Origin of the sequence: Aerosakkonema funiforme FACHB-1375 (assembly GCF_014696265.1) — a bacterium.
GTDB lineage: Bacteria > Cyanobacteriota > Cyanobacteriia > Cyanobacteriales > Aerosakkonemataceae > Aerosakkonema > Aerosakkonema funiforme_A.
This window is the reverse complement of record NZ_JACJPW010000088.1, coordinates 1-21,182: the sequence shown is the minus strand read 5'-3', so window position 1 is coordinate 21,182 and position 21,182 is coordinate 1. Positions and strand designations below refer to the sequence as shown.

The following is a 21,182-nucleotide window of genomic DNA, read 5'->3' as shown; positions in this document are numbered from 1 at the left end:
AGAAACTAGAATCAAGGGTTCGATAATAGTTGTTGTGCGATCGGGCCGATCGGTAATGCGATCGATCATCTTAAGGCTTTACCGAGACTTTGGCAATCCTGTTTCGTCTAGGGCAAGAAAATTACGGCTTCTCCTCGTTCCTGAAGAAGATTTGAGTTATCTAAGCAAACTTTGATGGGTCGATCGCATACATAGCAGAGCTTTTCATAAGGAAAAATTACAGCCCAATTTTTGGCTAGTAAATCAAACGCAGACCAAATTTTTGCATCGTGACGGCAATTTAATTCAGTAATACAAAAATCAATAAAGCAGATATACTTGTTCCAGCCACAAATATAATTTCTCAGAGGATTCCATACCTGACATCCTAACTGAGTACGGAATTCCCTCTCTTGATGAGTTGATAATAAAAATCCGCTCCCCACTGGGTTAGGCAGTTTATCCCATAGTTGGCTCAGCAAAGTCAAGGATTGCGAGCTTATTTGGGAAATTGTTTGCAGCAATAGTTGATTGCGTAATTTTTCCTCGATTTTCTCGCCTAGTTTGTCTCCAATTTTCATCTGGAATGGGTTATCTAAAAATTTTACTATTTCGCTCACAGCAGGATAAATATTATCAAAAATAAGTATTTGGGGAGCTTTTAAACCAAGGGCATCATAAATTGCTATAACTGCTTCAGCTACTTGTTGACGATTAATTGGCTCAGGAGACAGTGCTATTTTTGTCCATTTTTCAAGGTAACCTGGAATCGCCGCTACTTGTGCTGGCGTAAGTTGCGTAATTTTGTGGCGTGACATATTCCATCGGTTTGTTGTGGGAAAGATTTGTTGGGTAATTGGCTCGATCGCACGAAGGGGATAAGTGCAGGAAAATCTTTGAAAAACAAGGATTTGAGCCCATTTAAGATTTTAAGCTATCATAAGTGGAGAAGAGCGAGTTTTTTAAGCGCAAGATGCGCGATCGCATCTCAAAACTCGAAAATATTTCTTTAGGCTAACGAGATTTACCCACTATGTCAGAAGCTCAAAACGAACAACCAAATGTATATACTCCCGTACAATCTAGTCCTCTAGCTAAGGTAGGAGAATTTATGTCCAATTGGAAAATCAAGGCTGGCTTAATCGGTACTGCACTTATCTCCCTGATTATTGGTGTGTTTGTATTCAATTTCTTTTGGTCGCACATAGTTGCGGGTATGGGGATGAAAGATTGGTCAAAGCGTGCTGGCGCAGCACCGATCGAGTGTATGATTAAAGACACCAACGATGATGGTTATGTAAGTTGCAGCGCTATGCTTCGAGGTGAAGTCGTACCTCTGGAATGCGGATCGAGCATTTTTAATATCGGTTGTCGAGTCAATTACGGTGCTGCTGCTGCGCCGCAGGTGCGTCCGATAGCTTTACCGAATAATGGCGGACGTTCTTGAAAGATAATAAGGATTCCCTGTGGCTCAGCCCCGATTGGAATTTAACTGGTGTTCTCCCGTATCTGGGGATGGGTTTTATTTAGGTTTACCGACTTGGGAACGTCCTCCCAGCCTGGAGTATACTGTGAAGATTTTCCAGGCGGCTGAGCGATTTGGATTTCGACAGTTGCTGATTGGAATGGGTTTTGATAACCACATTCTGGAAGCTTGGACTTTAGCTTCAGCTGCATTGGCGCTGACAACTCAGGCGGGGGCAATGGTAGCTGTGCGACCGGGGTTTTACTCGGCTCCTATTTTAGCAAAGATGGCAGCAACTCTCGATCGCATCAGTAACGGTCGTCTCTCCCTCAATATTGTGACGGGTGGACGACCGATCGAACAAGCGATGTACGGCGATTATTTGGATCGGGATGCGCGTTATCGTCGCACTCGCGAATTTATGCAAATTTGCCGTCAGTTGTGGTCGAGTACAAACGCTTTCGATCGTGAAGGTGAATTCTACAAACTCAAGCAAACTCGATTAGAAAGTTTGCCCGTCCAACCGGGAGGGCCACTGTTTTATTTTGGTGGTGCCAGCGAGATGGCGCAACAGGTTGGGGCTGAATGGGCGGATGTATATTTGATGTGGGGGGAAACGCTGCAACAAATAGGCGATCGCATCAGCCAAATGCGACAATTAGTAGCAGCAAATCAGCGGGAAAATGCAGTCAGATATGGGCTGAGAATTAATCTAGTTGCGAGAGAGACAGAAACCCAAGCAAGGGAAACTGCCCGCGAAATGCTCAAGTTTGTGCGTCCGGAAGTGTTAGAAAAAGCCCGCCGCCAGGAATTTCCCAATACCAAGCGAGAAAGTGTCGGTCAAAGTCGTCAGTGGGAATTGCGAGGTAGCGCTGATGATGATTGGTATGTTGAACCTTTGCTATGGGCTGGTGTTTCGGTAGTAAGAAGTGGCGCGGGAATGGCAATTGTTGGCAGTTACCAGCAAGTTGCAGATCGACTTTTGCAATATATCGATTTGGGAATTACAGTTTTTATTCTATCTGGTTACCCGCATTTGGAAGAGTGCGAAAATGTGGGACGAAATGTGTTGCCTTTGGTGCGAGAAGGTTATTTAAGTAAGAGGTAGAGTTAGCGTAGCGCGTAACCGCAGATTGCAATGGCTTGCGGTACACCGTTAATCTGCGTTAATCTGCGGTAAAAAAATAAATAATATTATTTCTGGTGGCATTGGTAGTATATTCGCAATCCGAAAGATTATCTGTGGGTATTAGGGGTTAAGTTTCTACCGCAGATGTCAGCAGATAAACGCAGATAAACGCAGATAAGAAAGGGATTTTTTAGGCAACGGATGCTACCGGACACGATCTCGCCGATCTGCCATTCGTTATAATTCTGTTGGTATAAATCTAAAGAAAGATGGCTTAATCCATTGGTTTAATTTAAATGTGTCTGCAAATACCTTCTCAAGACAGATTGGTTTGACCGAACGGAACGGTTAGTTTAGACCTGATAAGAAAAGATTGTCTCAATTCTAAATGAGGTCTAGCAATACCTATGTCTAATCAAATCAGACGCGATTCCAATAGTTCAGTTAATAGCAGCAACAACATTTCTGATGAAGCTGCTTATAGAGAAGGTTATCGAACTGGTAGAGATTCCGAGCGCATTATGGCAGAAGATAGGTATGTAGCTCGTGAAAATAATAGTGCAGCTACTGGTTTAACGATGGGTCTGGCTTTGGCTTTACTTGCTGGACTAGCCGGGGGTGCTTTCTACTACCTCAATCAGCGACAAGAGCCAAGTAGACAAACGGCTCCCTCTACGCAAATTGTACCTGTTCCCGTTCCTAACAACAGTCAACCTCAAACTCCCAGTCGCAACAAAGAAACTACTATTATTGAAAGAACGATCGACAAAACTAGGGATGTTGTACCCGTTCCCCAACAACCTTCAGCCGCTCCCTCTCGTGAAGAATCTTCTCAAAAGTCGTCTAATTCAGCACCGAACATTAATATCACCGTTCCTCCCGCTCAACAGCAACAAACTGAAAATAAAAGTGCGCCTGCACAATCGGAAACTAATGGCGGAAGTCAAGAAAATTCTAACTCCGATCGCTCCGATCGCTAAGTTGAGTTAGGGCTGAGTTTGCTAATACCTCAAAACCTGGGAGCTAAAAATTTTTCCCCTCCCCGTTGAGGGGGAGGGGATGGGGGTGGGGTTCCACTGTCGCAGGCTCGTCCGGTAAGAGTCGATCGCGCTGATGTAGCCCCTAAAATATAAATTCCCCGAAGATAAGGATCGGGGACATTCGGTATAGGTCTTGGTCATATGCCTACATTCTAACTCATGGAGGTTGACACTTGTCACCCTTTCGGGTAATTTTTTTTCCTGTCACCTCAAATTGCTTGCAGAGGAGTGACGCATAGGACTGAGCAAATAAAGTCGGCTTCTATGCCAAATCCCGGTCTTAAGAGCTGAAAACCGACGCAGGAACTGGATTTTTGGGCTTTCCTGCCTAAATGCCATAAAAAAATTTGACAAGAACGCATAACTATGATAAAAATTTCTCCAAAGCTGCTGCTACTTTCAGAAGTACAGCTTCTGCGGAGGGAGGGCCAATAATTTGCAAACCGATCGGTAAACCGTTTTGACTGAAACCGCAAGGTACGGAAATGGCCGGAACGCCTGTAAAGCTGAAGGGTAATATGAAGCGGCGGCTGAATTGGAAAATTTTGCTATCTGCGGTGAGGAGTGGGGCGACTGTTGGGGTTGTAGGAACGAGCAAAGCATCAATTTGGGTGAAGATTTCCAGGAATTTGGCTGTTTGCGATCGTCTAATTTCTTGGGCTTTTGCGTAAGCGGATTGGGCGATTTTCATGCCTTTCTCAAGGTCTTTACGTACTTTTTCACCAAAGTTATCGGGATTGCCGATATAATTTTGCAATATTTGATAAAATTCATAATTGCAAATAGTGTTGTAAATCTCGACATCAAATTCTTTTTCTAAGAAGGGAACTTCGATATTGACAATTTCAATTTGGAGTTGTTTGAGGAGAGTTATTGAGCGATAAATTGCCTCGGCAACTTCTCGATCGACACCTCGAAAGGAATAGTTTTTGATTGTTGCTAAGCGCAAACCTTTCAGTTGAGTTGCAGAGACAGAAATTTTATCTGAGTCAGCGATCGCATTCCATAAAATTATCGCATCTGCGACACAATTGGCCATTGGCCCAACAGTATCAAAGCTGGGAACGCGAGGGAAAATGCCATTTAAACTAATCGCTCCGTAGGTGGGTCGCAGTCCGACAATTCCCGACCAACTAGCAGGAATGCGAATCGAACCGCCTGTATCGGAACCAATTCCACCTAAGCAAAGATGTGCGGCGATCGCACTTGCTGTCCCGCTAGAAGAACCGCCGGGAGAATGATTTTGTTTCCAAGCATTATGGGTATCGCCAAAAAAGATGTTGCGTCCGGAAACATCGGCAGCTAATTCGCTTAAATTGGTTTTTCCTAATAAAATGGCTCCAGCCGAGCGCAATTTATCTATAATAGTAGCGTTGGTGTTGGGGATGCGATCGCGAAATATTTTCGATCCTACAGTGGTTGCGATTCCAGATGTATCCATATTATCTTTAATGACGATAGGGATACCGTGCAGTTTGCCTCGGTCTTTACCTGCTTTTAATTCGGCATCGAGGATAGCGGCAGTTTGTAAAGCTTGGTTTTCGGTTACAGTAATAAAAGCGTTGAGAGTGGGATTTAAGGTTGCGATCCGATCGAGATAATGCTTGACTAAAGATTGGGAAGTCAGCAAATTTTTTCTGATGAGTTTCCCTGCTTCCGTAATGGTTAAAGGTAAATTTGCGTCTGCTGTTTTGGCAATGTTCATCTCAAATGTGGCTAGTATAGCGAGCGAAATTTTATGAAATTTACGGATTTGTGGATGGGTGCTAAATCGCTGTTCGATCGACCTTCTGCAAATATCCCTGTTGTGGAAGTTCCGCCAACTTGGCGGGTGGCTTGGGGTAAGGTGGATTCTATTACGGAGGATGTGGCGTGGCGAGACGATCGCATTGCCATTATCTTACCCAAAAATTCGCCGCTGTCTCCGACTTCTCGATTTGTGGTAATTGGCGATATTTGGTTGAGTAATCGATTAGAATTATTGCAGCGATTGGGTATCGATCCGACAAATTGGCAGGGAAACGATCGCGAACTGGTAGAAAAACTTTGGCAACGGTGGGGTGTGGAATGTCTCACCTTGTTGGTGGGGATGTTTGGGTTGGTAATTTGGGATCGAAAACAAAAAAAATTGTGGTTCGGACGCGATACTACTGGCGCACGCACTCTCTATTATACTACCACAGGTTCGACTCGTTGGATCGCTCCTCAATTGCGAAGTTTAGCAAGTTATCGATCGCACGATTTAGATTTAGTTGCGTTGCGAGATTATCTGTGTTGTGCTTTTGTACCGGGAGAAAGAACGCTTTGGCAACAAGTACGAGAACTGCGTCCGGGAACGGTTGTAGAATTACCAAATGAAAAAATCCATTATTATTGGCAATTAACCGAACAAATTACTGCCAGCGAACAAAATTTAGCATGGCATGGTAACCGACTTCGCACACTTTTAAACCAAGTTGTGCAAGCATATTTACCGCCAAACGAACCTGTGGGAGTTTTCTTATCCGGCGGATTGGATTCGAGTGCTGTTACTGCTTTGGCGCGTCAATTTCACACCCATCCCGTTCACACATTTTCGATTCATTTTGGTGCGGAATGTCCGAACGAGTTGGAATTTTCCGGGTTAGTGGCGTCACATTGCCAAACGCAACATCATATTTTGGAAATTACTTTCCGCGATATGTGGGAAAAGTTGCCAGAAACGATGGCGTATTTAGATGACCCCATCGGCGATCCGCTGACTGTTCCCAATTTGTTAATCGGACGATTGGCGCGAGAGTTTGTGAAAGTAACTTTGAACGGGGAAGGCGGCGACCCTTGTTTTGGGGGGCCAAAAAATCAGCCGATGTTGATTAATAGTTTGTACGGTTCTGTGACTAATCGAGATTCGCTTCAGGCGTATCTGATGGCGTTTCAAAAATGTGCAATGGATTTACCGCAACTGTTCAAACCGGAAGTTTGGCAAGCGGTAGAAACAGCAGCTTGGGTATTTTCTGAGGATTTGAATTCTACTGCTAGTTACCTGAATCGGTTGATGGCGTTGAATATTAAGTTTAAGGGTGCTGACCAGATTTTAACTAAGGTGAATAATTTAACGCAAGCGGCGGGATTGCAAGGTCGATCGCCGCTATTCGATCGGCGCGTAGTCGATTTGAGTATGCAAATTCCGCCGGAATATAAGCTTTCGGGTGTGGAGGAAAAAGCGGTATTAAAACAAGCGGTTGTTGATTTGCTTCCGGATCGAATTCTCTATCGTCCTAAAAGTGGGATGATGGTGCCGGTGCAGTTGGGATTTCGCAAGTATTGGCAACGAGAAGCGCGGGATTTGTTGCTGAGTAAAAAAGCTGCGATCGCACCTTATCTCAACCAATCTGTTATCGAAAATTGGTTGAATTATAAAGGTGATACGTGGAGTCGCTACGGTGTGAAGTTGTGGTTATTGGTAAGTTTAGAAATTTGGTTGCAAGTGAATGAAAGAAATAGCGATCGATGACCGAAAAATTAATCAAAACAGTAGGTTATATTGAGCTAGACATTTCCAGAAAAGAAGAAAAGAGACAGGCAAGATGCCTATCCCACAAGAATTTTTGGAGAGGTCTATTATAAAAATCAACCAAAACTTTCGGAAATATAAATAGAATTATCCGCATCGCCGACGAGAATCAAAGCACTATCATCGCTACCTAAATTGCGACTGCCAGAAATGCCTCCATTTAATACTTGAATCAATCTTTGCGGCGTAAAAGATTCCAATTCAACAAAGTTACCTGCGTCTAACCATTCCAACTCTTCTTTTGATAGCTGTTGACGAATTTCGGCGGGTAATTGTTTGGCATCTTGCGCTGATTCTGGTGAATTTAGAATAAACATTTCCCGCGTCGAGGCAATAATCTGGCGCGGGATTAAGCCAACATCAACGATCGCAATATCGCTAGCTTGAAACCAATTCGGACTGGTGTGGAGGCGATGCACTAAGCCAAGTCCTCGCGGACTGCAATCGTGGAAAGCAAAAACTTTCAAGTCGGGATTTCGCTGTAACATTTGCATGGTGGTTGCAAAAATGTTTTGCGGATATCCAGTGATGCTGAGAATGGCGCAGTTATTTTCAAAGTGAAAGTTGTTGGCTATTAACAGTTGTGCAATCACAGCACTATCGCAGACAACTAAGCGATCGAAACTGTAAGCAGTTACATCAGGATTAATTGCGACAACGGTATTTTCCTCGCGGGGAGATGCCAGCATTTTGATGATGTTGCCGTTAATTTGTTGCCAGCGATCTAACCAACTTTGTAACTGACTTTTTTGCAATGAGAAAACTTGGTAAGTGCCAATGCGAGTCATTTGGCGATTACCGAAGTAAATTTGTAACATTCCTATGATGACTGCGATCGCATACAAAGGAAAAAAGTTAAATGCCAGACTAAAGAAAATGCCGAATATTAGATTAATTCCGCCAATAATCCGCAATGCTTTAGCGCTTTTTTGGCGAGTTTTGTAATTGTAGGTGGCTACTTGGCTGCTGTTAATACCTCCAAGTATGACGAGAATGTTTAAAATTACGATCGGCAGCCAACCAAATGATAAATTATTAGAAATACCGATGAGCATAATACCAAAAAATATTCCCACAAATATTGAAAATATGTACATAAATACACACCCAAAAGTGGATGATAAATTCTTACCTTTGACTCGGCGGTCTAAAAAGTAGAGCAGCTGTTTGGGTGTAAAAAACAGGGTGTTGTTAGCGGAAATATCTGCGATCGCCTTCGCAAAAAAGGAGTCGGTAATTCTAATAAGTCCCATGCTAGTCGGTTCAAAAGCAAAGGGATGATTGCAATTTTTACACCGTCCGGAATTGTCGGTGCGATCTTTGAGGGTATTATCGGTTCCGCATTGACTGCATTTCATAATTTGTTATCCTCATAATTGTTTAACCAAAATTCTCGACGCTATATACATAGTCTGTATCGGCGTCATTTAACAATAGATTATCGCTATTTGCAGCATTTTGACTCATGGCAATTCCTTTATGCAAAATATTCACAATTTTGGAGGGAGTGAAAGACTCCAATTCGACAAATTTCCCTGCTTGTAACCAGCGCACTTCTTTGTCTGTTAAAGTTTGCAAAACTATCGGAGGTAGCTGTTTCGCAAAGACAGCATTAGCTTGTGAAATTCGCACATCTACCTTGAAACGCGACAAAAACTGACGAGGTAATAATCCCACATCAACAATTGGGACTGTTTGATTGCCAAACCAATCGGAACTGGTGCGAATAGTGCGAACTAAATTAATCCCTTGAGGACTCGCATCGTGGAGGATATAAACTTTTAGTTCTGAGTTACGGCGTAGCATTTGCAAAACGGTGTTAAAAATGCCTTGCGGATACCCATTTGCACTTAAAACCGCACAGTTATTTTCAAAGTGGAAGTTATTGGCGATGAGAAGTTGCGCGATCGCATCTTTTTCGCAAATCACAACTCGGTCAAAACTATAGCTGCTAATTTCCCTATTTATCGTGCTTGTGTTGTTTTCTGCTTGCGGTTTTGGCAGTAATTTTTCGATTGGTTGATTGACTTTTTGCCAAGCATCAATCCACTCTTGAAGTTGTTCTGGCGTTACCGTTCCGCCTGCACCGGGATTCACCAGTTGCGCGACTGCACCAGAAATTCCATAAGCCACCATACCAAAAATAGCAGCTAGGAAGAAAGGATAATCTATCTCTTTTAAAAATCCCCAACCAAAACAAATCGCAAAAGTAATTAGCGAAGTAATCAAAGGGAAAAAGAAGTTATCGTCTTCGAGGTCAGAAATTTTTACTTTTTTGACTCGCCTATCTAAAATGTAAAGCAATTGCCTGAAGGTAAAAAATAAACTGCCGCTGGCGGAAATATCGGCGATCGCATCCGCAAAAAAACGATCGGTTATTTTAACCCCACTCATATTCGCCGGTTCAAAGGCAAAGGGATGCTGACACTGCTTACACAGTCCCCGATTCTGCGTGCGATCGCGCAAACTATTATTAGTTCCGCAAGCAATACATTTCATATTACCTATTCCCTCACATCAAAAACTTGATTTGCCAGCAAAACGCTGTAATCTTCTCGCTTGCGAATTAGGCGATGCTTGCCATTTTCGAGCAGCACTTCTGCGGGTTTGGGACGATGTAAAAAATGGGAAGACATGGCAAAACCATAAGCACCCACATCTAAAATTGCCAAGATATCTCCCATTCCCAAAGCAGGTAACAGGCAATTTTTACCCAAATAATCTCGCGAATAAGTCGTATTACCGCAAACATCGGTAACAAATTTTTGTCTTTCTCCCTCTAAGTTATCCTTCCAACTCACAATTTCTCGATATCCCCCATGTACCGAAGGAACGGAAAGATTGGCGACAGTTGTATCAACACCAACGATTTGTTTTTTCCCTTGCCATTTCACAGAAACGACTTCAGCAAGTAGGGTCGCACATCCGGCGATCGCAGCTCGTCCCGGTTCGATGACTAAATCGATTTTCCGTTCCAAATTACTCAGGCGTTCCGTTAATTCCGCACCAAACAATTCCCAATCAAAAGCTGCGCCACCATGACGATAAGGATAACCGAAACCGCCGCCAAAATCTAAATATTCCCAATCGGGTAATTGCTGTGCAATAGAAATCACATCATCGATTACTTGCGTAAATGCTTTAGTCGCATTCGTTCCCGTTCCGCGATAAAAATGCAACCCGCCAAGTTTCAATCCCGCATTTCTGGCGATCGCAACAGCAGCTTGTAATTCGCTGGGACGAACTCCGATGCGACTTTCTCCAGTTAATTCGGGTTCGTTTAAACGCAATCCCAATCGCAGCGTGGAAGATGATAGCAATTTTTGCATATATATATAGATGTCGCAGCACAATTGCAACTGTGCGAGACTATCTAAATTCAGCGTTCTGATTCCCCAGTGCAGAACTTGTTCCATCTCCTCGCGATTCAAATTACTGCCACTATAAACAATGCGATCGGCAGCAAATCCCGCTTGAAGTCCCAAATAAATATCGCCGGGAGTATTGGCGTGCAATCCCCACCCCAATTCCCGAAAAATTTGCAGCAATGCGATATTGCCATTAGTCACGCTAGCAAAGCGAAACTGAGTGCGAGGATAGGGAATTGCTTGGCTGATGTGCTGAATAGTTTGGCGCAAATAATCGCCTTGATAAACATAAAGTGGCGAACCGTAAGTCGTCAATAATTCTTGTGCTAATTCAACAGAAAAAGGAAGCGTTGCCAAAGAGGAACGAGCGCATAAAGTTAAATTCTCCTCTGCTTCTCTGCTGCTTACTTCTAATTTTTCCATCGCTTGCTATACCTCCATAACCAATTTGGCAACCAAAACGGATGATCCCAAGATTTATCGTTTGCTGCTTCGCCTAAAACTTGCGATCGCCATAATTGCCAAATAATCAACAACCAGAGAATTTCCCCAATTCGGCGTCCGGTAATTGCACCTCCCAGCTTACCTTCGACAATTTTTTCTGCCAAATATGGATAAAAGCGGTTTTCTTGGCGAAGTCTACCGGGGTTGAGCCAAGTGCCAATTTGCGGCCATAATTCATTTAAGCACCAGGAAGTTAAGGGAACTCCCATACCGCGTTTTTGTCGCCAAACAATGTCTGGGGGTAACCAATTTTCCACCGCTTTTTTGAGGATGTATTTCTCGCAAGCACCCTTGAGGCAAAGTTCTCCCGAAAGTCGAAATGTCCATTCTGCTAAAGGTATGTCGCAAAAAGGCGATCGCACTTTCAATCCATTCGCAAAACCTAAATTTGTGGCGCGGGGATGAATATTTTGCGCTCCTTTCAACATTAATGTGGCGCGGCGCAGGCGCTGTAATAAAGAAGTGGAAAAAGCTGGATTGAGAGCTTCCCTCAACCAATCTCCCGGCTGCAAATGTTGAATTTGCGCGTACAATTCTGGCTGATAAATTTGCTCCTCATATCCCCAAAGGCGATGAAATGTCCGCAGATATTGCTGTACGAATGTTTGTTCCCCATCGGGATGTTCGGTTTCGTAAATCCCAGCGGCGATTAATGGTTTATTCGTCCATCCCGCAAATAGTTGATCGCCTCCTTCGCCGTTGAAAATAATCTGAGTTTCTTGACTTGCGGCTTGGGATAACAGAAATAAAGGTACAGTTACCCCATCTCCAAACGGTAAATCTAATGCTTGTATGGCGGGAATTAGTGCTTTTTGAATTTGTCGCGGTTTGGCATCTACTTTTACTAAAGGAATTTGCAAATATTCAGCAACTTGTTCGGCGTAAGGATATTCGGGAATTCCCGCCGCACCGAAATTTAGGGTATAGGCGCGAACTTTTACTCCGGCTTGAACGAGTAACGCGGCGACGACTGAAGAATCTAAACCTCCCGAAAGAAATACGCCAACCGGCTCATCGTTTAAGTCAGTAATTTGGCGGTCAATGGCATCTTTTAGGAGGGTTTGCAGTTGTGCGATCGCTTTTTCTTCATCCTTAATCTGTTGTATCCCTTCTTTCCACTCGTGTAATTTTCTTGTGCCAGTTTGCCAAATAATTTTTGATTCACTTTTGCTCGACCAAATTATCTCCGTACCAGCCGGAACTGCTAACACTTCATTCACAGGTGTTAGGGGTGTGGGAACGTAAGAAAAACAGCTATAGCCGTACAATCCCGGAATGCTTACCTGTGGAGTTTCCAGTAAAGGTAACAGTAATTCCAATCGCGACGCAAACCAGATAATTTCTCCGATTTTAGTCCAAAATAACGGCACTCGTCCGAAAGGTTCTCGTCCTAAAATTAGGTGATTTTCTTCTATCTTTACCCAAGCATCAGGTAACATCGAACTGTCATATTGTTTGTAGGTAAATAAGCCAGATGCTGAAATTCCACAGCCACTAAACGAATTACCTATTTCATCGTTACGCGCCTTAGAATATAATTCTGGTTTGGCGCTATTTGACAAATCGAAAACATCGGAAATTAAATCGTATTCGGTTTGTTCCGTGTTATAAATTCTCAAATTTTGCAGAGATATCTGGCTGGAAATTCGAGCGAAAATCCTGGTTAGTAAATCCTCCAATTCCGATTGCTTACCGTAACCCCAGAATCCTAAAAATTGATAACTTTGTACGATGCCTTTCATACCGATTATTTTACTTCAAAAGAAGCATCGCTAATAGGACGACCTGACAGGAACATTTGCACCTTCCAAGTTCCCGTTGGTGCAGCCGTTCCCAGTTGATTGCGGCAATAAGTATTCCAAACAGATTTATCAATTTCGCGAGTTTGATAGCGGTTTTGTTTCACCACTTGACCGCTGGGAGAAATCCAATCGCAAGCAAGAGATAATTTTTGGCCGATCGGCGCATCTTTCAAAGTCACGCGATAGAAAACTTCCGGATTAATTTGGCGGTTAATGGTTGCTAAATTCCCGCCGTTATCTTGTGCTAAAGTAATGCGGTCTTGTTGTGCAGAAACGCGAGCGATCGCTTGTTGATTTTGCTGTATAAAAAATCCCGTAGATGCGATCGCCACAATCGCCGCCGCCGCTACTCCACCATATATCCAGCGATTTCGTCGCTGCTGAGCTGACAAAGCTTCCCGCCGCCGTAACTGAATCATCGCTTCATCTAACAACTCTGGCGGCAGATTCAATTCTCTTAAAATCTCCTGCACTTGTTCTGAAGAAAGTTCCTCTGACTGACGTTGAGAAAGTCTTTCCACTTCCGCCACTATTTTTGCCAATTCTTCTTGATTTAATCGCTTTTCCATAGATAAAAACTCTCTTTAATTTTCCGAACTAATTGCTTGCTTCCCTTGCGGTGAAGTTGCGTAATTCAAAAGCGCTTTTACTCCCGGTGAAGCGGAATTTTTATACGCATAAAACAGCGTCCGTTTATAGGGATAATTAGGACGATCCGGTAGCACCCCGTTAACCGCAATAGTACGCACGGTTTTCTGATTTACCACTTGTGCGTAAGTAGCATAGCCAATGCCATCATTACCCAACGCTCTTAACAGTGGCGTTGTCGCATCAGTTGATAAAGTAGTAAAGTTCGCTCTCGTACCGAAATTAGCATTTTTCAATACCAATTCTTTAAAAACTTGATGAGTGCCGCTAATTTTCGGACGATTAATTACCCGCAAATTTTGTGCCGCACCGCCAACTGCCGACCAATTGGTAATCGTACCTTTAAAAATAGCTTCAACTTGTTGTGAAGTCAGTCCTCCTGTGAAGGAATTATTGATGCCAACAACCAAGGCAATGGCATCAGATGCGATCGCCACCGCTTGCAAACCTTGCGCCTGTTCTTGTGCGGTCAGCGGACGCGAAATCGCCGCAATATCTGCTTTGCCATCAAGCAAGTTTTGAATGCCGCGATCGGAACCATTGGCTTGGATGCTCACACTTGTGCCGCTAAATTGCCCCTCAAAAGCTTTTTTAAGATTTTGATTGATAGTTACCATACTGGTAGAACCATCAATATTAATTTTTGTACCAGCCAGAACTGTAATCGGCGGTGCGGCAATGTTTGGACTATTTACCACCGTCGGCGAAGGCTTTGTCGGCGCATTAGTTGTTAGGGAAGAATCAACCTCTCCGAGCAGAAAAAACCAAATATAACCTCCCACCAGTAAAGCCAGGGTAACGAGAATATAGCGGATTGGCGACGGCTCTTTATTTTTGAGCATAAAATCATACTTTTTCAGGATTGACTTCCCTGAGTTGCAGGTTAACTCAGATCTTGCACCTGGCATAGAAACCGGGTTTCTTGCAAATCGCTAAACTGGACAGCTTATACTTTCGTGAAGAAACCCGGTTTCTCAGGTCTTACCATTTTCTCGCCAAATTCCGGCGCTCGCCAAGGTCTGCGCCAGAAATCTAGGTATTGTGGGAGACTCACCAGCCGATCGCACACCCCAACAAATCGCTTTCAGTCTCAGCTAGCTAACTCAAGCCTATCCTTAGAAATAGCTCAACTACACCTAAAGAAGGAAAATTGCAGCGATCTCCCTACAGAAAGATTAGCTGATTTTGAGTCCCTTGTTACATTTCAGGTGACGCAATCAGGATAAGCACATGGAAAACATGGCAGACAAAGCTAAAGAAGCTCAAAATAACATTTCCCAAGGCATTCAAAACGCTGGCGACAAAATTTCAGAAGCCGGTCAAACCGTTAAACAAAAATTATCAGAGGACATCAAACACTCCGGTGACAAGGTTTCAGACGCGATCGAAACCGCTAAAAGTAAGCTGCCAAACGTTACTCCCACTCCTCCCGGATTCAAACCCCAATCTTCCGCACATGACCTGAAATCTCGTTTGGAATGGGGCGAACCTGCATTTACAATTTTGGATGTGCGCGATCGCGAAACCTACAACGACGGTCATATCATGGGTGCGATGCCAATGCCTATGGATGAATTGGTCGAACGCGCCACACCCACCATTGACTTCAACCGCGATATCTACGTTTACGCCGACAGCGACGAACAAACCTCCCAAGCTGCTTCTGAGCTTCGTTCCGCTGGCTTCCAAAAAGTTGCCGAACTCAAAGGCGGTTTGGCCGCATGGAAAGCAGTAGGTGGCCCCACCGAAGGCATTTCCGAATCGAGAACTCCTCCCGGTTCTGATGACTATAACGTAGTCGATCGGCTCAAAAATCATCAAGCAACCAAAACCAAGTAGTGTACAAAGTTAAAGATCCCCGACTTCTTCAAGAAGTCGGGGATCTCGCTTTTAACAACAAAGAAAATATATAACAAAAGTCAAAAGTCAAAAGTCAAAAGTGAAATGCTTAAAGGTTTCAGGAATTAAAAACGTCCTAACCGACTTTCATCGGTTGCTATACTAAATCAGTGTTCTAATCCCTAACCGCTAATCCCTAACCGCTAATCCCTAACCCCTAACCGCTAATCCCTAACCCCTAACCCCTAACCCCTAATCCCTAACCCCTAACCGCTAATCCCTAACCCCTAACCCCTGTTATTTCTCATTTAAAGTTTCAATGCCATCCCCATCCTGAGATATCCCGTAACTTTGCAACTCCTCGCAGCGTTCCACATAGTACATCACCGCTTTATCTTGATGATTTTTCTGCAAAAGGTAATGGAAGATTTGACACGCTTCGCTATATTTTTGCTGATGATAAAGATAAACCCCCTCTTCAAATTTACCGCGAGTTTCCGTCTTTAGCTCGATCGAATGTTCCGGATCGGCATCGTAAACTTCAAACACCGCCACCGGAGCCTTTTTACCTTTAACCCTGACTCGACCGAGAAAGCGACAGTTATACTTTGTCGGTTCATCCAGGCGAGACAAAGTTTGCTCGCTAATCGCGATACCCGCACCATAAACCTTTGTTAAACCTTCCATACGAGAGGCAAGATTGACAGCATCGGAAATCACCGTACTTTCCATCCGCTGTTCCTCTCCGATCGTACCCAGCATTAAATTTCCCGTATGCAATCCCACACCGATCGCAATAGTCGGATAGCCACTCTTTTGGCGGTGAGAATTATAAATCGTTACCTGCCTTTGCATATTAATAGCGGCTTGCACAGCATCTTCAGCAGTTTCCGGAAAAAGCGCCATAATCGCATCGCCAATATATTTATCGATAAAACCATTATGATTGCGAATCACCGGCCCCACCCTTTTCAAGTAAGAGTTAATAAAATCAAAGTTTTCCTTGGGAGACATATTCTCCGACAGAGTTGTAAAGGAACGGATATCGGAAAATAAAATCGTCATTTCTTTCTGCACTTGGTCGCCCAAATTTACATCTATAATGCTTTCCTTTTTCAAAAAGCGCAGAAACTCGTGGGGGACAAAGCGACCGTAGGCAATATTTACTTTCGCTAACTGGATATGAATTTTGATTCGCGCCAGCAATTCATTTTTAGATATCGGTTTGGTCAGATAATCATTCGCACCAGAACCAAAGCATTCCAACAGATCCGAAGCTTGTTCTTTAGCAGTTAAAAACACCACTGGCAGTTGATTGGGAGGATACTTCTGGCGAATTTGTTTGCATACCTCATACCCGGTCATTTTCGGCATCATCACATCGAGCAATATCAAATCTGGAAAAAACCCATTTTCAATGGCTGCCAAAGCTTCCAAACCATTAGAAGCTTGGACTAAATAATAGTTTTGCAGCGATAGATGGTTGACCAAAACCTGAAGGTTCACCGGTTCGTCATCCACAATCAGGATTTTGTAATCTCCGTTGTTTGGCGCGGATATTTCCGCAGTGACGATCGCTTCATCAATGGTAACAGGTATTTCGCCTAGATTGACTGCTGGCAAAATAGATTCGTTTCTCTCTACTTGACTCTGGGATAACGGCAAGGTAAAGCTAAATTTTGAACCTTTGCCAACAACTGACTCAACTCGAATTTCGCCTCCATGTAACTGCACTAGCTGTTTGGTAACTGCCAATCCCAAACCTGTACCTCCGTATTGCCTCGCCGTCGAACCATCAGCTTGTTCAAAGGATTCAAAAATGCGCTCTAATTTATCATCTGGGATACCAATACCAGTATCGGAAACTGCAATTTCTAAATGTTCGTTAACCACTTTTGCCGATACTTCTACCACACCATTTTCGCTAAATTTAATCGCGTTGCCAACCAGGTTTTGCAAAATTTGTTGCACCCGATTTTCATCGGCGTCTACTGTCGGTACATCTGTCGGTATTTGGTTGACTAAACGCAAAGATTTTTTCCCGATCAGAGGTTCGGAAAGCGCTAAAACTACATCTGTAATCGCCCGCATATCGACAGGTTTAATTTGCAGTGCAATATTGTTGTATTTTAGTTTAGAAAAATCTAGGATATCGTTTACCAAGTTGGCAAGACGCTTGCCGCTATATACAATCATGGAAAGATTGTTTACTTGTCGCGATGTCAGTTTGCCAGTCGCACCATCTATCATCGATTCCGCAATACCGATAATACCGTTGAGAGGGGTGCGAAGTTCGTGGGATGTGTTAGCTAAAAACTCATCTTTGAGTTTGTCTATTCTCTGCAAGGTTGCGTTATTAGTTTCCAATTCTTTGGCATAGTCTTGCAAGCGTTTTCCTGCTTCTATAAATCGACGTTCTAAAATAAAGGCGAGGAAAATAATAAAAATTACCATTCCCCATTGATAAATTGGTTGCCCTGCATAAATAATGCCCAATCCATTGAAGATATCGCGCAGGCAAGTCACGCAAAAAATAGCGTATCCTGTTGTAAATAATCTCGCTTCAAAGTTACCTTTTAAAGCATTTATAAGGGTAGTAACAAATGTAATTGATATAGATACTATCATCAAAATAAATCCGATGGATATGGCATAATTCCAAGCAATTGTCTGACTTCCTGCTAAAAACAATGCTGCCATCCCATAAATTAGATGTATTTGCCACAAACGCCGAATGAAAAACTTGTACCCCGGCCCAAAAACTTGTTCGTAAAAAGCACATACAGCTACAGGTATTAACAGCAAGCTGCCGATGTTTACGTATCGGTAATAAAAGTTTGATGAATTAAAGAAGAGCAGAAATATTTCATTGTTTAACGTTGTAAATATACCCAAAGACAAAGCTAGTAGCCCAAAACAAAATCCGGCTTGAATTTTCTTTCTTTTTAAAGCAGATAAAATTGGATACGAACTGATAATTATAAAGAATAATCCCACCACAAAACTGGCGAAATAAGTTTTAAATATTTCCGTAAAAATACCTGAAAGTGAACCTATTTCTATATTTTTTGGTTTGCCGATCGCAATTGAATTCCTCTCCCCAGCATAAAGCCTTACAAACAGAGTTTTGCCTTGGGAATCTGGCGCTATGGGAATAATCCGCCATAATTTATCTTTAATTTGTTGCAGTTTACCTGATGAGTCTATTTCCGCAAATTTAGCAATTAGTCGATCGTCTAGATAAAATTGAAAGCCATCAGGAATAGCGCTAAGATAAAGAGTGGGATATTCCCAGTTTCCTGAAGGTAATTTGACGCGCAACCACAGAAATTTTTCCCCTGTTGGCTTTGCTAGCTTTGCAGGAATTTTAAACGAATTCCACCCACTGTTTGAGAGTTTGTCATAAGTCCAAATCGGAACACCCCTATTATTAAAGGGAGAGTCACCCCATCGGTATTGCCATCCTGGCGCGATTTCTACTGGCGGCGAGTCGGTGAGAATCTGGTTTTGGGCGTAACTGGGTGCTGTGGTGAAAAACTGCCCCAATAAGACAGTCAGCAAAAACGCGCCTATACACAATAAAGTCCGGGCGCGGGGCAGATTGAATGCAAGCTTCATTATTAACTATCCTGCAAAGCCAACTGAGTCAATCAACGTTATACGTTACTGGCGGCTTTAATGTCCATGTTTGCGAATTTGTGTATGTTTTTATACTAAATTTTGCGATCGCTCCTGCTGCGATCTCGCTCTCCCCTCACTCTCTAAGCATAAATACTTATAAATGTAAATAATTTATCAATAAAAGTTTGCAAATCGTAAAAGAAGTTGTTAAAGTGCAGTTAACGTGATAAAGAATTATAAACGCCATGAGCCGGTTTCCAAATCCGATTCCCACGCCTGCATCTCTAAAGGCGCGATCGCTCGTTTATGACTTAAAAGCTAGACTAGACTGGGGAGAGCCAGCACTGACAATTATCGACGTGCGCGATCGCAACCTCTTCAACATCAGCCATATCATGGGTGCAATCTCCTTACCCCTCAACGAATTAGTAGACCGCGCCCGCACCAGTCTCGAATTTACCCGCGACTTATACGTCTACGGCGAAATTGACGAAGAAACAGCCGAAGCAGCAGCCAAACTGCGTGCAGCTGGATATATAAACGTTTCCGAACTAAGAGGCGGTCTTGCAGCATGGAAAGCCGTAGGTTTTCCCGTAGAAGCAATTCCATATGCTGCAATTAAGTAGCAGTCACCCGATTTTGGATTTTGGATTTTGGATTTTGGATTAGCTCCGCCGTTTCAAGGCGGAGCTTGAAATTCGTCAAAATTTTTTGATGATTCCCCTTGAAATGGGAGACTTTACAGCCCTTTTTTCGGTCAGTTGTCATTGGTCAGACGTCAATTGTCAGGAGAAACCATCAACAAACAAATTACTTCTGACTATTGACAACTGACAACTGACAACTGACAACTGACAACTGACAACTGACAACTGACAACTGACAACTGACAACTGACAACTGACAACTGACAACTGACAACCATCAATGTTCAAAAACATCCTTGAACTGCAACAAATCCAGCGCCACCACAGTCGGTAAACACTCAAAGCATTGCTGCGCGAGTTCCCAACGATCCTCGCGTTTCAGCATCGCAGTCAATTTCTCTCTAACGCTTAACAAATAACGCACATCGTTAGCAGCATAACGCAATTGTTGCTCAGACAAATTCGCCGCATTTCCCCAGTCGGAACTTTGAGCGGATTTATCCAGTTCCACTTGCTCTAATTCTTGTACTACATCTTTCAGACCGTGCTTTTGCGTGTAAGTTCTGGCTAACTTGCTGCCTATTTTTGTGCAGAATATCGGTGCTACATTGATGCCCAGATTGTGACGCAATTGAGCGACATCGAAGCGAGCGAAATGAAACACCTTGACAACGTTCGCTGCTATCATTAATTGCTTTAAATTCGGCGCTTCAGTTTGCCCTTTTTCAATCCGAATTACAGTCAGGAAACCCGGACAAAAAAGCTGCACCAAACACAAGCGATCGCGCATCGGCAGCAATCCCATCGTTTCCGTATCCACCGCCACAGCTTCTGCTTGCAAATACTTAGATAAAAGCAAGTCAGAAATATCGCGATCGCACACCTGAAAATCTTCTTCAGAATAATCCATATCTCGCACTGCGGATAAAAATTTGTGTAAAATAGTACTCGTTTTCAGCGTTTTTAACAACACTCACACCAGTTAAATCGAAGTCACCGACAATATTTTTATAATGACCGGGACTTTTTAACCAACCTTGCACAGCTTGAGTAGCCGGGTCGCTAAAACCTTGATTGAATGCTACATTTTCAGCCGCGCTGCGATAATTAATCGATTTAGAAATAGCTTTAACTCGCCCTTCAAATCCGTCATGACTGAAAGGAACTTTACCGCTAGCCATTGCTTGGCTGTGCAGCTTGGCTTGTTCGCTGATGCGGGTATCCAAAGTCAAAGGCGGCAAATTACGCGATTTGCGATACTCGTTTATTTGCGCGTGAATTGATTGTTCCAAAGCACTTAAGGAACTAGATTGTGATGTTTTCGGCACAGGTTTAGGGGAAGAAGTTACAGCAGGTGCAGGCGTAGGGCGCTGATTTTGACTGCCAACAATTCCGCCCGCAATTTCGCGGATGTTAACGCCAGAATCGCAACCAACTACACCACTAGCAATAACAACTATTCCCAACACAATTACGGTAAATCGTTTTTGCATATTTTTCGGCAAGGGGCTAGGGCGTCGGGGTTAGGGCGTCGGGAAAAGGGAAAAGGGAAAAGGAGAAAAGGGAAAAGATTTATTCTTCTGCTCC

The 21,182-nt window shown here is 43.3% G+C and carries 18 protein-coding genes; 6 read left to right on the top strand and 12 right to left on the bottom strand.

The features are described 5' to 3' along the window. Positions 1-107: 107 nt before the first annotated feature. Positions 108-797, bottom strand: coding sequence for a hypothetical protein (locus H6G03_RS26850; protein ID WP_190471269.1), 690 nt, complete (start codon positions 795-797; stop codon positions 108-110). Between the two features lie 215 nt (positions 798-1,012). Here H6G03_RS26850 and H6G03_RS26845 point away from each other — a divergent pair, with 215 nt between their 5' ends. The 3 genes from H6G03_RS26845 to H6G03_RS26835 all read left to right on the top strand — a co-directional run bounded on the left by H6G03_RS26845 (position 1,013) and on the right by H6G03_RS26835 (position 3,553). Then, a complete protein-coding gene (locus tag H6G03_RS26845) occupies positions 1,013-1,426 on the top strand; it encodes a hypothetical protein (protein ID WP_190471266.1) in 414 nt (137 codons plus the stop codon). Between the two features lie 19 nt (positions 1,427-1,445). Continuing rightward, positions 1,446-2,552, top strand: a complete 1,107-nt coding sequence (locus tag H6G03_RS26840; RefSeq protein ID WP_190471263.1) for an LLM class flavin-dependent oxidoreductase — start codon at positions 1,446-1,448, stop codon at positions 2,550-2,552. 428 nt (positions 2,553-2,980) lie between these two features. Then, on the top strand, positions 2,981-3,553 hold the full coding sequence (locus tag H6G03_RS26835) for a hypothetical protein (RefSeq protein WP_190471260.1): 573 nt from the start codon (positions 2,981-2,983) through the stop codon (positions 3,551-3,553). 424 nt (positions 3,554-3,977) lie between these two features. Here the strand turns inward: H6G03_RS26835 and H6G03_RS26830 are convergent, their stop codons facing one another. Continuing rightward, positions 3,978-5,318 carry an amidase gene (locus tag H6G03_RS26830; protein ID WP_190471258.1) on the bottom strand — a complete coding sequence of 447 codons (1,341 nt, stop codon included), beginning with the start codon at positions 5,316-5,318 and terminating at the stop codon, positions 3,978-3,980. 33 nt (positions 5,319-5,351) lie between these two features. Here H6G03_RS26830 and H6G03_RS26825 point away from each other — a divergent pair, with 33 nt between their 5' ends. Next, positions 5,352-7,106 (top strand): asparagine synthetase B family protein, encoded by a 1,755-nt coding sequence (locus tag H6G03_RS26825; protein WP_242060476.1) that lies wholly within the window; start codon positions 5,352-5,354, stop codon positions 7,104-7,106. A 116-nt stretch (positions 7,107-7,222) separates the two neighbouring features. On the opposite strand, the gene H6G03_RS26820 is transcribed toward H6G03_RS26825, so the two are convergent. Genes H6G03_RS26820 through H6G03_RS26795 form a run of 6 tightly spaced genes read right to left on the bottom strand, consistent with a single transcriptional unit; the run spans position 7,223 to position 14,330 of the window. Next, positions 7,223-8,524 carry a toprim domain-containing protein gene (locus H6G03_RS26820; protein ID WP_190471255.1) on the bottom strand — a complete coding sequence of 434 codons (1,302 nt, stop codon included), beginning with the start codon at positions 8,522-8,524 and terminating at the stop codon, positions 7,223-7,225. 22 nt (positions 8,525-8,546) lie between these two features. Continuing rightward, positions 8,547-9,665, bottom strand: a complete 1,119-nt coding sequence (locus H6G03_RS26815; RefSeq protein ID WP_190471252.1) for a toprim domain-containing protein — start codon at positions 9,663-9,665, stop codon at positions 8,547-8,549. 5 nt (positions 9,666-9,670) lie between these two features. Then, positions 9,671-10,957: a diaminopimelate decarboxylase family protein gene (locus tag H6G03_RS26810; protein ID WP_190471250.1), complete on the bottom strand. Its 1,287-nt coding sequence runs from the start codon at positions 10,955-10,957 to the stop codon at positions 9,671-9,673. After that, positions 10,945-12,780 (bottom strand): asparagine synthetase B family protein, encoded by a 1,836-nt coding sequence (locus H6G03_RS26805; protein WP_190471246.1) that lies wholly within the window; start codon positions 12,778-12,780, stop codon positions 10,945-10,947. The genes H6G03_RS26810 and H6G03_RS26805 overlap by 13 nt, the downstream gene beginning before the upstream one ends. 5 nt (positions 12,781-12,785) lie before the next feature. Further along, complete coding sequence (locus H6G03_RS26800; RefSeq protein WP_190471244.1) at positions 12,786-13,409, bottom strand: DUF3859 domain-containing protein; 624 nt, start codon at positions 13,407-13,409, stop codon at positions 12,786-12,788. A 15-nt stretch (positions 13,410-13,424) separates the two neighbouring features. Further along, positions 13,425-14,330 carry a phosphate ABC transporter substrate-binding protein gene (locus tag H6G03_RS26795; protein ID WP_190471241.1) on the bottom strand — a complete coding sequence of 302 codons (906 nt, stop codon included), beginning with the start codon at positions 14,328-14,330 and terminating at the stop codon, positions 13,425-13,427. Positions 14,331-14,892: 562 nt separating this feature from the next. Here H6G03_RS26795 and H6G03_RS26790 point away from each other — a divergent pair. Next, positions 14,893-15,327, top strand: coding sequence for a rhodanese-like domain-containing protein (locus tag H6G03_RS26790; protein WP_456057586.1), 435 nt, complete (start codon positions 14,893-14,895; stop codon positions 15,325-15,327). A gap of 297 nt (positions 15,328-15,624) precedes the next feature. Here the strand turns inward: H6G03_RS26790 and H6G03_RS26785 are convergent, their stop codons facing one another. Then, complete coding sequence (locus H6G03_RS26785) at positions 15,625-18,945, bottom strand: ATP-binding protein (protein WP_190471238.1); 3,321 nt, start codon at positions 18,943-18,945, stop codon at positions 15,625-15,627. Positions 18,946-19,193: 248 nt separating this feature from the next. Here H6G03_RS26785 and H6G03_RS26780 point away from each other — a divergent pair, with 248 nt between their 5' ends. After that, positions 19,194-19,574 (top strand): rhodanese-like domain-containing protein, encoded by a 381-nt coding sequence (locus H6G03_RS26780; protein WP_190471235.1) that lies wholly within the window; start codon positions 19,194-19,196, stop codon positions 19,572-19,574. Between the two features lie 159 nt (positions 19,575-19,733). Here H6G03_RS26780 and H6G03_RS26775 read toward each other — a convergent pair whose 3' ends face one another. The 3 genes from H6G03_RS26775 to H6G03_RS26765 are packed head-to-tail and all read right to left on the bottom strand — an operon-like array spanning position 19,734 to position 21,088. Then, on the bottom strand, positions 19,734-19,889 hold the full coding sequence (locus H6G03_RS26775) for a hypothetical protein (RefSeq protein WP_190471232.1): 156 nt from the start codon (positions 19,887-19,889) through the stop codon (positions 19,734-19,736). Beyond that, positions 19,873-20,505 (bottom strand): ribonuclease D, encoded by a 633-nt coding sequence (locus H6G03_RS26770; protein WP_190471229.1) that lies wholly within the window; start codon positions 20,503-20,505, stop codon positions 19,873-19,875. The genes H6G03_RS26775 and H6G03_RS26770 overlap by 17 nt, the downstream gene beginning before the upstream one ends. After that, the gene (locus tag H6G03_RS26765) at positions 20,492-21,088 is read right to left on the bottom strand and encodes a CAP domain-containing protein (RefSeq protein ID WP_190471225.1); all 597 of its coding nucleotides are present in this window, start codon (positions 21,086-21,088) and stop codon (positions 20,492-20,494) included. The genes H6G03_RS26770 and H6G03_RS26765 overlap by 14 nt, the downstream gene beginning before the upstream one ends. Positions 21,089-21,182 lie beyond the last annotated feature (94 nt).